General features: G+C 60.8%; 12 protein-coding genes. 5 read left to right on the plus strand and 7 right to left on the minus strand.

What is annotated here, in order from left to right:
- The first annotated feature begins 2 nt into the window (after positions 1 to 2).
- Entirely contained in the window at positions 3 to 452 is a 450-nt protein-coding gene (rimI, locus tag AB5Y86_RS11375) for a ribosomal protein S18-alanine N-acetyltransferase (RefSeq protein ID WP_335832342.1), read from the plus strand.
- A 37-nt stretch (positions 453 to 489) separates the two neighbouring features.
- On the opposite strand, the gene AB5Y86_RS11380 is transcribed toward rimI, so the two are convergent.
- On the minus strand, positions 490 to 1035 hold the full coding sequence (locus AB5Y86_RS11380; protein WP_139707671.1) for a hypothetical protein: 546 nt from the start codon (positions 1033 to 1035) through the stop codon (positions 490 to 492).
- A 185-nt stretch (positions 1036 to 1220) separates the two neighbouring features.
- Here AB5Y86_RS11380 and AB5Y86_RS11385 point away from each other — a divergent pair, with 185 nt between their 5' ends.
- Entirely contained in the window at positions 1221 to 3011 is a 1791-nt protein-coding gene (locus tag AB5Y86_RS11385; protein ID WP_335832341.1) for a long-chain fatty acid--CoA ligase, read from the plus strand.
- Between the two features lie 81 nt (positions 3012 to 3092).
- On the opposite strand, the gene gshA is transcribed toward AB5Y86_RS11385, so the two are convergent.
- From gshA to AB5Y86_RS11405, 4 genes are all read right to left on the minus strand, one after another.
- Positions 3093 to 4691 carry a glutamate--cysteine ligase gene (gshA, locus tag AB5Y86_RS11390; RefSeq protein WP_005340500.1) on the minus strand — a complete coding sequence of 533 codons (1599 nt, stop codon included), beginning with the start codon at positions 4689 to 4691 and terminating at the stop codon, positions 3093 to 3095.
- 61 nt (positions 4692 to 4752) lie between these two features.
- Positions 4753 to 7566, minus strand: coding sequence for a M16 family metallopeptidase (locus AB5Y86_RS11395; protein ID WP_368192891.1), 2814 nt, complete (start codon positions 7564 to 7566; stop codon positions 4753 to 4755).
- A 27-nt stretch (positions 7567 to 7593) separates the two neighbouring features.
- Positions 7594 to 8031 (minus strand): YqaA family protein, encoded by a 438-nt coding sequence (locus AB5Y86_RS11400; protein WP_101531118.1) that lies wholly within the window; start codon positions 8029 to 8031, stop codon positions 7594 to 7596.
- A gap of 79 nt (positions 8032 to 8110) precedes the next feature.
- Positions 8111 to 9088, minus strand: a complete 978-nt coding sequence (locus AB5Y86_RS11405) for an NADP-dependent oxidoreductase (protein WP_368192892.1) — start codon at positions 9086 to 9088, stop codon at positions 8111 to 8113.
- 56 nt (positions 9089 to 9144) lie between these two features.
- Between AB5Y86_RS11405 and AB5Y86_RS11410 the strand changes: the two genes are divergently transcribed.
- Positions 9145 to 9312 carry a hypothetical protein gene (locus tag AB5Y86_RS11410; protein WP_005308905.1) on the plus strand — a complete coding sequence of 56 codons (168 nt, stop codon included), beginning with the start codon at positions 9145 to 9147 and terminating at the stop codon, positions 9310 to 9312.
- A gap of 54 nt (positions 9313 to 9366) precedes the next feature.
- On the opposite strand, the gene AB5Y86_RS11415 is transcribed toward AB5Y86_RS11410, so the two are convergent.
- Positions 9367 to 10377 carry a Preprotein translocase subunit SecY gene (locus tag AB5Y86_RS11415; RefSeq protein WP_368192893.1) on the minus strand — a complete coding sequence of 337 codons (1011 nt, stop codon included), beginning with the start codon at positions 10375 to 10377 and terminating at the stop codon, positions 9367 to 9369.
- A 255-nt stretch (positions 10378 to 10632) separates the two neighbouring features.
- On the opposite strand from AB5Y86_RS11415, the gene AB5Y86_RS11420 reads away from it, so the two are divergent.
- Entirely contained in the window at positions 10633 to 10929 is a 297-nt protein-coding gene (locus AB5Y86_RS11420) for a hypothetical protein (protein ID WP_021229026.1), read from the plus strand.
- Positions 10930 to 10948: 19 nt separating this feature from the next.
- Entirely contained in the window at positions 10949 to 11299 is a 351-nt protein-coding gene (locus tag AB5Y86_RS11425; RefSeq protein ID WP_368192894.1) for a hypothetical protein, read from the plus strand.
- 48 nt (positions 11300 to 11347) lie between these two features.
- Here the strand turns inward: AB5Y86_RS11425 and AB5Y86_RS11430 are convergent, their stop codons facing one another.
- Complete coding sequence (locus tag AB5Y86_RS11430) at positions 11348 to 12088, minus strand: ferredoxin--NADP reductase (protein ID WP_368192895.1); 741 nt, start codon at positions 12086 to 12088, stop codon at positions 11348 to 11350.
- Positions 12089 to 12125: the final 37 nt, after the last annotated feature.

Consider the following 12125-nt stretch of genomic DNA (forward strand, 5'->3'; position numbering starts at 1 on the left):
CCATGCCTGAGTTTCGTCCCCTGCTCGAGAGCGATTTCGACCTTGTTTACCCCATCGAGCAAGCCGCTCACAAGGAGCCGTGGAGTCAGGCCAACCTGCTTTCCTGCTTCGGCCCTCGCTATCTCAACGGCTTGATGCTGGTCGATGGCCGCCCGGCGGGCTTCTATATCTCGGATCTGGTGGCCGGTGACAGCTCGCTGATGAACATCTGCGTGCATCCGGCGTATCAGGGCAAGGGGTTGGGACGGGCGCTATTGCAGGCCTATCTGGCGCGCAGCAAGCAAGCCGGCGCAGAGGCCTGGTTTCTCGAGGTGCGGGCCGGTAACCAGACCGCCATCAACCTCTACGAGAGCGCCGGTTTTGCCGAATATTGCCGCCGCGCCGATTACTACGGCACCGGCAACGATCGGGAAGATGCGGTATTGATGTCGCGGCTATTCGATTTCGGCTGATCCAGCCAATTCGCCGTGCTCAGGCGTCTTGGCCCCCTCAATCGAGGGGGGCGTTATCCAGCGCGGGGTCCTGCAAGGAGAGGGTAGTGTGCACCACCGCCTCGAATCCGGCGGCAGAGAGCGGCATATAGAAGCCCCGCAGCCAGGTTTTTCCCGGCATCCAGATCTGGTCGATATCCACCACGACCTTGATGGGTCTAAGGGGCTGACCCGGCTGCTGGATATAGATACCGGGCGGTGTGGCGACCTTGGGAAAGCGGCGCAGGATCTGCTCGCTGCCATTCCCCTTGCCCGGGTTGAGCCGCACCTTCACCAACCGATCGAGCGGGCCTGCCATCTCCTTGCTCTGCCAGAATTTCTTCTCCAGATCGCCGCAGCGGCGGCACTTGGGGGTCTCCAGCACATAGAGCAGCGGATAACCCAACGTCAGCGCCTGTTGCTGGGCCTGATGATACCCCTCGGCCCCCTGATACCAGGGATTGGCGGGCCCCTGTGCCCCCTTGCCAAAAAAGAACCAGGCTGCACCGCCACCCACCACCATGAGCCCGACTGCGGCCAACGCCCCTTTCACCCACAGATTCATATCGTTAACCCTCTTTGCACTCCCTTGCAGTATCGGCCAGCCTGCCCGAAGGCGTAGCTATTTGCACTCTTTGTGATCCAAGACAAACGGCGAACACTTGTAAGCTGTAATGTTGGAGTTTAAACTCTAGCCCGATTTTTAGTGCCCTCGCGGGCGTACAACTGTAATTAAAGGATGTTTGACTGATGCCGAAGCTTCATCTGGTTCGACTGATGCGTGAACGTATTGCCCAGCTTGGCAACAAGGCTGCCCTGCGGGTTCAGCAAGATGGCCAGTGGCGCGCCATCGGCTGGCGTACTCTGGGCCAGGCCATGGACTACTGCGCACAGGCGCTGATCCGCGCCGGCCACCAGCCAACCGAAATGGTCGGCATCTACGCCCGCAACATGCCGGAGTGGACCCAGGCCGATCTCGGCATCCTTGCCGCCCGCGGCGTCAGTGTCCCTATCTACCCCACCAGCACCCTCGAACAGCTGCGCTATATCGTGCGCGATGCCAACATCGGCCTGCTGTTCGTCGGTGAACAGCCCCAGTTCGATCAGGCGCTCAACTTGTTAAAGGATGGCGACATCCGCCAGATCGTCGCCCTCGATGGCAACGTCAATCTGCGCGGCTGCCCGCAAGCGAGCCACTTCCAGGAGTTTCTGGTCTCCGGCAACCATCAGCCCAGCGAACAGGTGCTGCACGAGCGCGAGAGTCAGTACCGGATGGACGACCTGCTGACCCTGATCTACACCTCCGGCACTACCGGCGAACCCAAGGGGGTGATGCTCGATTTTGCCAACGTTGCCGCCTGTTTCGAGATGCACAACAGCCGCCTCGACCTCAATCCGCAGGATGTGTCGCTCTGCATGCTGCCGCTCAGCCATGTGTTCGAGCGGGTCTGGAGTTTCTACGTGCTCTACTGCGGTGGCGAGAACGTCTATATCCGCGACCCGCAGAAAGTGATGGATGTGATTGGCGAAGTGCAACCGACCGTGATGTGCGCCGTGCCGCGCCTCTACGAGAAGGCCTACGCCATGATCCAGGCCAAGGTGGCCCAGGCGCCGGCCCTGCGTCGCGCCCTGTTTGGCTGGGCGACCAAGGTCGGCAAGCTGATGGTTGCCACCCGTCAGGCGGGCAAGTCCGCCTCCCCGCTGCTCTATGCCCAGCTCTGGCTGGCGGAGCGACTGGTGTTTCGCAAGCTGCGTGCCCGCTTTGGTGGCCGCACCCGCTTCCTGCCGGTGGCGGGCGCCCGTCTGGCTGACGATGTGAACCTCTTCTTCCAGGCGATGGGGCTCAATCTCAAGTACGGCTACGGCATGACCGAGACCACCGCCACCGTCTGCTGCTATGAAGACAGCCAGTTCAAACTCGGCTCCATCGGCACAGCACTGAACGGCATCGAAGTGAAGCTGGGTGAGAACAACGAGTTGTTGGTGCGCTCCCCCACCGTGATGCGCGGCTACTACAACAAGCCGGACGCCACCGCAGAAGTGATGACCGAGGATGGCTTCCTGCGTACCGGCGATGCCGGTGAGCTCGACAACCAGGGCAATATCTACTTCACCGAGCGCCTCAAGGAGCTGATGAAGACCTCCAACGGCAAGTACGTGGCCCCGCAACTGGTGGAAGGGACCATCGGCAAGGATCGCTTTATCGAGCAGATCGCCATCGTCGCCGATGCCCGCCACTTCGTCTCGGCGCTGATCGTCCCCTGCTTCGAGTCGCTGGAGGAGTACGCCCGCTCCATCAACCTGCAGTATCAGTGCAAGACCGAGCTGCTGCGCCACTCCCGGGTGATGGAGTTTTTCGAAGCCCGCATCGCCGACTTGCAAAAAGAGCTGGCCAAGTTCGAGCAGGTGAAGAAGTTCACCCTGCTGCCGAGCGCCTTCTCCATGGAGCTGGGTGAGCTGACCCCCACCATGAAGCTGCGCCGCAAGATCATCGAAGCCAAGTACCAGAGCGAAATCGAGGCCATGTATAACCACGTCTGATATCGCTCAGGTTCAGAGAAATCAAAAAGCCGCTCACTCGAGCGGCTTTTTGTTGGCACTTTGGTTGGTACGAACCCGCCTTCAGGCCGTGGTGGTACTGGTACCGAAGTAGTCGGCCAGGAAGTCATCGAACGACAGGCTATCGCTGCGCTCGCGTTCCCGCTGCTTGGCCAGCGAATCCTTCGCCTCACCGGCAAAGTAGGCCTCATCCCAGTACTGCAGCTCCCCTGCCAGCAGCTCCTCGCGATAGCGGGTCGCCAGCTTGTCACCGTAGCAGCCGTTGTCCTTGCCGCTCTCCAGCAGCTCCTTGAGCATGCGGGCGGAGTAGGTGAGCTCGGGGTTGAGCAGCTTCTCGCGATGCATCGCCAGCGTCTCGCGATAGCGGTTGCGGCCGCAGCAGCGATCCAGCAGATCAGCCACCTGAGCCAGCTCGTCGAACAGTTTGAGGCCGTACTCTTTGAGGCCAATGGCATTGCCCTGCTCATCTTCCAGCGTCAGGCCGGGACGACGCCCTTCCAGCACCACCTTGTTCTGGTTGCGGCGGTTGCGAGCAATCTCCTCGTCACTCAGCACCGGAGAGGGGCGCAGCAGGCACCAGACCAGGAACAGATCGAAGAAGCGGATCTGATCCGCATCGATACCGAGCGGGGTGAAGGGGTTGACGTCCACGGTGCGCAGCTCAATGTATTCGATGCCGCGCTGATCCAGCGCATCCGAGGGCTTCTCGCCACTGCGCGGGGTGCGCTTGGGGCGGATCGGGGCGTAGAGCTCATTCTCCAGCTGCAACACGTTGTCGTTGAGCTGACGATACTCCCCATCCACCTTGACCCCGATCTTGGCAAAGTCGGGATTGTGGGTGTTGATGGCGCGGCGCAGGCTGCTGACATAGGCAGGCAGATTGTCGTGGCTGATCTTGAGCCCAGCCTGGGCGCTGTTGGTATAGCCAAGATCGGAGAGACGCAGCGCGGTGGCGTAAGGCAGATAGAGGGTGCCCTTGCCGGTCTTCTCGAACGGCAGGTTGCTCTTGCGCCCTTTGAGGAAGGATTCGCAGATGGCCGGGGAGGCGCCGAACAGATAGGGCACCAGCCAGCCGAAGCGGTAGACGTTGCGAATGAGCCCCATGTACTTGTCGGAGATAAAGCGCTGGCTGCAGCACCCTTCGCACACCAGATCCTGCCACTCGCTCCAGAAGCTGTCGGGCATGGAGAAGTTGAAGTGCACCCCGGCGATCACCTGCATCAGGCTACCGTAGCGGTTCTTCAAACCCTGACGGTAGAGGGTCTTCATCTTGCCGATATTGGAGCTGCCGTACTGGGCCAGCCGGATGCTCTCTTCCCCGCCGACGAAGCAGGGCATGGAGAGCGGCCAAATCCGCTCGTCACCCAGATGCTGAATCACATGGTGATGGATGTCGCCGAGCTGCTCCATCAGGCTGTCGATGGAGTCGGTAGCCGGGGTAATGAACTCCAGCAGGCTCTCCGAGTAGTCGGTGGTGATATTGGGATGGGTCAGGGCCGAGCCCAGCGCCCGTGGATGGTCACTCTGTGCGAGTCGGCCATCCGGCGTGATGCGCAGGCATTCACGTTCGATCCCGCGCCGGATCCCCTTGAGCGCGGTGAGGCGCTCCGGTGATCCCAACGCATTCAGCAACTCGGTGAGCGACAAGCTTGTTGTAGTCATATTCACGGCTCATGTGAGGCCGCCCCATCCGGGGCGGCTCTTGATTTTTATAAAGCGTCAGTTACGGCAACTGCAGCGGATAGATGGGAAGATGAAGCTCCTTCAGGGGTTTTTCAAGCTTTTGCTTGTCTCCCACCACCACGATCACCATGTCGGCCGGATTGAGCCAACGGGCGGCACTGGCCTTCAGCGCCTCGGGCGACACCGTCTTGATCAGGTTGTTCTGGGCCTGCACATAGTCCGGCTTCAGGTCATACATCACCATCTGCAGCAGGAACCCCGCCTTCTGGCCCAAGGTCTCGTAGGAGAGGGCATCCTGCTGGGAGACCGCGCTGCGCATATAGGCCAGCTCGACCGGGGTCGGGCCGCTCTTGCGGTAGTTGTCCATCTCCTTGAGGAACTGGCGAATGGCATCCACAGTCGCATCGGCCCGCACATTGGCGCCGGTGGCGAAGGTGCCCACCTCGCGGTTGGCGGAGAAACCCGAGCTGGCGCCGTAGGTGTAGCCCTTGTCTTCGCGCAGGTTGAGGTTGATGCGGCTGTTGAAGTTGCCACCCAGATTGAAGTTCATCAGCCCGGCGGTGAAGTAATCCCCCGTGGTATCGAACGGCATGGCACGACGACCGATGCGGATCACCGACTGGGGCGCCCCCGGCTTGTCGACCAGATAGATGCCCGGCTTGGCCTGCTCACCCTTGAGCTTGAGATCTCCCAGAGTCGGCGTGGCTCCCTTCCACTCGGTCAGGAAGCCAAGTTGCTCCTCGATCTGCTTCTGGTCCACATCACCGACCACCACCACTTTGGCGTTGGTGGGGTTGTAGTAGGCCTGATAGAAGTGCTTCACGTCCGCCAGGGTCAGCTTGGCCACATCGGCCGCTACCCCATCGGTAGGTTGACCGAGGCGGTTCTGCTTGCCGTAGACCAGTTCGCGGAACGCCTGCCCGGCCAGCCACTCGGGTTGCTGCTGGGCCTGTTGCATCCCTTGCAGCAGCTGCGCCTTGACCCGTTCGAAGTCCGCCTCCCGCATGCCCGGGCGCTCCAGCACCTCGCGCACCAGCGCCAGGGTCTGGGGCAACTTGTCCGCCAGCGAGCTGACGGTGATGAGGTTGTTGTACTGGGCGCTGGATACATCGATAGAAGATCCCAGCTTTTGCAGCTCGTCGCTAAGCTGAGCCTCGGTCAGGCGCACCGTGCCCTGCCCCATCATGGCGGCGGTCAGATTGGCCAGCCCAAGTTGCCCCTTATCTTCGGCACGAATGCCGCCCGGCAGGGCAATCATGATGGAGACGGCGGGGATCTCGTCACTCTTGGTGCCGATGATCTCGATGTTCTTGTCGAGCTTGCCGTGCCAGATGGCGGGCACCTTGACGCTCACCGCCTCGCTCGCCTTGGGCTGCACGCTGCGATCGAAATTGTCTTTTACCGGTCGTTCGGCCAGCGCCTCGTCATGCTTGCTGTAATCCGGCAGCTCGCGCTTGGCGGGGGTAAAGTTCGGGGTGGCAACCTGCCACTCTGTCTTGCCCTTGGGCACCACGCTCAGCACCACCGCCGGCTTGTCGGCGATGAACTTGTCGTAGGCAGCCTTCACCTGCTCCGGTGTCACCTTGCCGATGGCATCGAGGGTCTTGAACACATAGTTGGGATCCTGGGCAAACACCTGACCCATTGCGAGCTGGCTCACCTTGCCGGATACGCTGTCCAGACCCCAGATGGCGGAGGCACGGTACTTGGCGATCGCCTTCTCCAGATCTTCCGGCTTGAGGCCGCGCTGGGCGAACTCGCCGATCACCTTGTCCACCTCCCCCTTGAGGGTCTTGAGGCTGCCATCCTGCGACGGATTGGGGTAGGCGTAGACGGTCAGGGTACAGGCCAGCTCTTCGCAGTAGTGGGACGCCCCCACATCGATCGCCTTGCCGGTTTTCACCAGCGATTGGTAGAGCATGGAGCTGGCGGAACCGCCGAGTACGTCGGCAAACATGTCGAGCGCAGGCTCCTGCGGGTCACCAAGGGATACGGTGGGGTAGCTGATATAGAGCAGCGGCAGGTGTACCTTGTCCTGCAGCGTCACGTAGCGGGTCTCGGGCAGGGTCACCGGCTTTGGCGTCGGCTCGGCCACGCCCGGGCCGCGCGGGATGGAGCCGAAGTACTTCTCGATCCATTCGAGGGCCTGCTTGCTGTCAAAGTCGCCGCCCAGAGTCAGGGTGGCGTTGTTGGGGCCATACCAGCGCAGGAAGAACTGCTTGAGGTCGTTCACATCGACCCGGTCGAGATCTTCCACGTAACCGATGGGCTGCCAGGAGTAGGGGTGAGTACGCGGATAGAGCGCCTCCCCCACCTTCTCGCTCACCAGCCCGTACGGCTGGTTATCGACCCGCTGGGCCCGCTCGTTCTTGACGGTGGCGCGCTGGATCTCGAACTTCTTCTGGCTCACCGCATCGAGCAGGAAGCCCATCCGATCCGCCTCCAGCCAGAGCACTTTTTCCAGCTGGTTGGCAGGCACAGTCTCGTAGTAGTTGGTGCGGTCCTTGTTGGTGGTGCCGTTCATGTCGCCACCGGCCTCGTTGATGATCCGCATATGCTCCTGATCACCGACGTGTTTCGAGCCCTGGAACATCATGTGCTCAAAGAAGTGGGCGAAACCGGACTTGCCGACCGTCTCGCGGGATGAACCGACGTGATAGGTCACATCGAGGTGTACCAGCGGATCGGAGCGGTCGGGGGCCAGGATCACGGTCAGGCCGTTGTCCAGCTTGTACATCTGGTAGGGGATGGCGAGCTTGCCCTCCTCCTTGCCCTGTTCGGCGATCAGGGTCGGTGCCGCCAGCACCGGCAGGGTGAAGCCCAGCAGAATCGTTAAAGGTATGACTTTGTTCACGGTAACCTCGTGAGTGACAAAAACAGGCTAGAAAATGTGACTGGCCAGCAGAAAAACCAGGGCATAACGGAACAATTTGCCGAGCCCGATCAGAATGAGAGAGCGCCAGAAGGAGAGGCGCAGCCAACCGGCCAACAGACAGAGACCATCACCGACCACCGGCGTCCAGGCAAGCAGCAGACACCAGTGACCATGTTGTTTGAGCCAGCCTAAGGCTTTTTGTTCCCCACGGCCTTGAAAATCTTCCGGTTTTTTCTTGAAGGTGGCGAGCCAGCCGAGCCACCAGGTGGTCATGGAGCCGAGGGTATTGCCCAGCGTCGCCCACAGCAGCAGGCTCGCCATGCTCCACTCCCCCTTGGCCGCCATGGCCCCCAGCAGCACTTCGGAGCTGCCGGGCAGAAGGGTGGCGGAGGTAAAGGCGCTTAAAAAGAGCCACCCCAGCCCCATCTCCATTAACTCATTCATGATGCGCGTCCCCACCACCCAGGCAAGGACACGAGGCGCTCAATAACAGCCACACCATGTGCCATCTCCATCATCTCGCTCATCCGGGATAGCCGTCGGCCGCAGGCATCCGCAGCAGCAGCTTGCCGCGCACATGACCCCCTTCGACGGCCTGATGGGCCAGCGCCCCCTCGGCCAGGGGGAATTCACCGGCGAGGGTGACCTTCACCTCCCCCTGACGCAGCAGCATCAACATCTGCCCCAGCTGCTTCTGGTCAGGGTGAACCAGCATGCCGACCACCTCGATACCCGCCGCAACCCCAGCATCCTTGATCTGCTGGGCGGTAATGGTGGGCACCGTCACCAGACGGCCACCCGGCTTGACACAGGCCAACGCCGCCTTGCCGCTCTCACCGCCCACCAGATCCAGTACCAGATCGACCTGGCCGGCCTCTGTCACCACCCGTGCTGGCCAGTTTGCGTCGTGGTAATCCACCATCCAGCGCGCCCCCAGAGCGTGCAGGAAACCATGGTTGTCGGGGCTGGCGGTAGCCACCACCTCGGCGCCATAGGCGCTGGCAAACTGCACCGCCAGATGGCCGACACCACCGGCACCGGCGAGGATCAATACCCGCTGACCGCTCTGGAGGCCGCCGTGCTCAAGCAGCCCCTGCCAGGCGGTGAGACCGGCCAGCGGCAGCGCAGCCCCCTGCAGCAGGCTCACCCCGTCGAGCTTGACCAGCTCGCTCTCGCTTGCCACCACAGACTCCCCGTAGCCACCGGCGGTGAGGGGAAACCCAACCATACCGCACACCCGCTCCCCCCCGACCAGCGAGGTCACACCGGGGCCCACCTTCTCCACCACGCCGGAGATGTCATAACCCGGCGTCCAAGGCAGCTTGTCCTTGTTCTGGGCCGCCGCCCAGCCAAGACCGGCGCGGGTTTTGGCATCGATGGGATTGACCCCCGCAAAGCAGATGCGTACCCGCACTTCGCCATCGGCTGGCACCTTATCGAGGGAAGGGTTGAGCTTGAGTACCGAGGGGTCACCGAATGCGGTAATCTGTAGTTGCGTCATTGCACAATCCATCCTGTTGATTGATCAAGGGTCAACAGAATAACAGCGAGGGCACCATGGCTCGAATGTTTCTTATTCCTCTGTTGCTGGCACTGGGGTGGTGGGCGTTTCTGCTCTACTTCCGCATCCCGCTCAAACAGGGGGCCAAGGGGTTTTACTGGATCATCGGCATCGGTGGCGGACTGGCCGCCTTCCTCAGCCTGATGATGGTGCTGACTCACTGAGTGCAACAGCCACTCGATAACGAAAAAGGCCACCGAGTTTCGGTGGCCTTCTCACTATCCGGCTTGCTGCTCCAGCGCCGGATTGAGGTAGTAGTGGCGATTGCTCCCCTGCCCCAACACCCCTTGCGACAGCAGATGGTGGAACACCCGATCCACCTCCTCCAGCGAGAGTGACAGCGCCTGTGCCACCGAGCGCTTGCTGCACTTGAGCTCACCGCTCACCAGCGCACCGCGCACCTGTGCCAGCACTTCGGGGGCCGGCTCGGGGGGCATGATGGGCTCTGGCTGGGCTGCCATCGCCAACGCCTCCTGCGCCTCTCTGCGAGCTTGATCCTGCTGCCAGCGCCACATCCGGCGAAAGCGGTTCTCCTCGCCGATCAGACTGACGAAAAAGGCACCGAACACGTCGAGCAGCACCGAGAGGAAGCAGACCAGCAGGAACTGCACCTGACTGATGCTCATCCCCACCCCGTCCGCCAGACTGCTCATCAGCCCCAACATGGAGGATTGTTCGTTGACCGGCTTGGCATCGCGCTGCTGACGCAGCTCATCCTGCTGCAAACGCAGCTTGGTGTTGGCGTGCTGCAGGGAAGAGACACCGCTGGAGATACGCTCCAGCTCGATATATTTGCGGGCCGCCTCTTCGTTTAGCTGGATCTGCCGCTCGATGCTGGCGATCTGTTCGTCAAAACGGGCGATCTCCCGTTCATGGCGCGCCTGCTGGCTCAGCACCGTATTGGTGGCACTGTTGATACCGCCGATACTGCCACCGATGGAGATGGCCGCCAGCACGCTGTAGAACAGCAACGACCAGAAGGCACCACTCAGATCCCGGCGCGCCTTGCGCTCGCCGTACTCGTACCAGACGTAGAACTTGCCCAATTCGAAGATGATGGCCAAGCCGCCGAACAGCCACTTCATCAGCGGGTTGTCATCGATGGAGAGGAACAGCAGCAGGGAGAAGATAATGGAAGCCAGAATGGCCAACCCGGTGAAACTGTATACCGTCGTCAGAGCAAACCACCCCTTGGGGTAGCGCAATGTAGATGAGTCCTGTGTGGTCATGATGAAGGGGTGTGCTGTGCAGGAAAAGTTGGCTGCCGATTATAGTCGCCAGACTCGCCCAGAGAAGGGCAAATGACTGAATTCCTTCAGATTGGCAACCAGCTGCCCAGAGTGCGACCAAAACGGACAAATCGGCAGCAGAAAAGCGATACAATCCCTCCCTGACTTGATCATGTGGTGAGATGGGGAACAGTTCCGCCCGGGTTCAGCTCCGGTCTGTACACTCATCCACCGTTGCAATTATCCGAGGCCATCATGAACAGTAAGACCACTTTGCTACTCTCCCTTCTTCTGGTTACCGGCAGCGCCGCAGCGACACAGCAATATCAAGAGAGCAGTGGCTCCGAATTCTCCGTCGATGAGCTTAAATTCAACCTGGACTGGGATGACAAGCAGTTCGGCTGGACCCAGAACGACTGCCTCGACTTGGGGGTCGGCGAAACCGCCCCGGCCGACTGCAGGGCGGTCAAATTCAATCTGGAAGATGAAGAGAACCGCAACCAGCCGCCGCAAACCAACCAGATCCCTGCCAACTCGCAGAGTGGCCAATAACGACAGGAGTACCCTTGCGATGACCCAAGCCAAACACAACCCCGTTATCCAGCGTGGCGCCCTATGGCTCTCCCTGCTGATGGCACATGGCATCGCGGTTGCGGCACCGCCAAGCAAAAATGGCGATAGCATCAAGATCTCCGGTGATGACATCAAGATCAATCTCGACTGGGATGACAAAGAGTACGACTGGTGGCAGGACAACTGTCTGGATCTTGGCATTGGCGACAGCCGGATCAAACTCAACTGCGACAAGATGGATGGCAAGTACCGGGATCACTACAACCGCAGTATCCACAGCGGCAATAACCCCGGGCAAGGTCACGACAAACAGAAAGATAAAAACAAGGGCAACGGCAAGAAGAACTGAACGCCCTCTCCTGATGCAGCAGGGGCCTGGCGCCCCTGTGCTGATTTTTTACCAATAATTCTCCGCACTGATATTGCCCGGCGCCCGCCGCAGATTCTTGGCCAACCCCAGCGCCAGCAAGGTCTGCTGGGTCTCTTTCACCATCTCCGGATTGCCGCAGATCAGTACCTGACTCAGCTCGGGTGAGAACTCCAACCCCACTCGATCCTGCAACTGACCATTGGCAATCGCCGCCGGGATCCGCCCTGCTATTGCATCGGGCCAGGGCTCGCGGCTGACAAAGGGGACATAGCTAAAGCGCTCGCCATATTGCTCGGCAAAGCTGGCGATCAAATCCTGATAGCTCAGCTCCTCGCCTTTACGTACCCCGTGCACCAGCACCAAATTCTCGAAACGGTTGAACGCCTCACCCTCGGCCAGCATGGAGAGGAAGGGGCCGATGGCAGTGCCGGTCGAGAGCAGCCAGAGATCACGCCCGGCGGGCACCTCATCCAGCGTCAGAAAGCCGGTGGCCTGGGATTGCACCAGCAGGGTGTCACCTGCTTGCAGTGAGCCGAGGGACGGAGTCAGCTCACCGCTCGGGATCTCGACCAGATAGAACTCGTGATATGGCGCAGAGGGGGGATTGACGAAGGAGTAGGCGCGCTGAATGCGGCGATCACCCTGCTCGAGGGCCAGCTTGGTGAATTGGCCTGCCTTGTAGGGAGCCAGCTCGGCCGCTACTCGCAGGGAGAACAGAGTGGGTGTCCATTCGATGCGTTCGATGACGCGACCTTCTACCCAAGCCATAAGGATCTCCTCCAGTGGAACAGACCTTCACTCTACC

Origin of the sequence: Aeromonas sp. s8 (genome assembly GCF_040907785.1) — a bacterium.
Lineage (GTDB): Bacteria > Pseudomonadota > Gammaproteobacteria > Enterobacterales > Aeromonadaceae > Aeromonas > Aeromonas veronii.

What these genes read in the sequence shown, in the direction of transcription:
- rimI (WP_335832342.1), top strand. Translation starts at nt 3, where the DNA reads ATGCCTGAGTTTCGTCCCCTGCTCGAGAGCGATTTCGACCTTGTTTAC.
- AB5Y86_RS11380 (WP_139707671.1), bottom strand. Translation starts at nt 1,035, where the DNA reads ATGAATCTGTGGGTGAAAGGGGCGTTGGCCGCAGTCGGGCTCATGGTG.
- AB5Y86_RS11385 (WP_335832341.1), top strand. Translation starts at nt 1,221, where the DNA reads ATGCCGAAGCTTCATCTGGTTCGACTGATGCGTGAACGTATTGCCCAG.
- gshA (WP_005340500.1), bottom strand. Translation starts at nt 4,691, where the DNA reads ATGACTACAACAAGCTTGTCGCTCACCGAGTTGCTGAATGCGTTGGGA.
- AB5Y86_RS11400 (WP_101531118.1), bottom strand. Translation starts at nt 8,031, where the DNA reads ATGAATGAGTTAATGGAGATGGGGCTGGGGTGGCTCTTTTTAAGCGCC.
- AB5Y86_RS11405 (WP_368192892.1), bottom strand. Translation starts at nt 9,088, where the DNA reads ATGACGCAACTACAGATTACCGCATTCGGTGACCCCTCGGTACTCAAG.
- AB5Y86_RS11410 (WP_005308905.1), top strand. Translation starts at nt 9,145, where the DNA reads ATGGCTCGAATGTTTCTTATTCCTCTGTTGCTGGCACTGGGGTGGTGG.
- AB5Y86_RS11415 (WP_368192893.1), bottom strand. Translation starts at nt 10,377, where the DNA reads ATGACCACACAGGACTCATCTACATTGCGCTACCCCAAGGGGTGGTTT.
- AB5Y86_RS11420 (WP_021229026.1), top strand. Translation starts at nt 10,633, where the DNA reads ATGAACAGTAAGACCACTTTGCTACTCTCCCTTCTTCTGGTTACCGGC.
- AB5Y86_RS11425 (WP_368192894.1), top strand. Translation starts at nt 10,949, where the DNA reads ATGACCCAAGCCAAACACAACCCCGTTATCCAGCGTGGCGCCCTATGG.
- AB5Y86_RS11430 (WP_368192895.1), bottom strand. Translation starts at nt 12,088, where the DNA reads ATGGCTTGGGTAGAAGGTCGCGTCATCGAACGCATCGAATGGACACCC.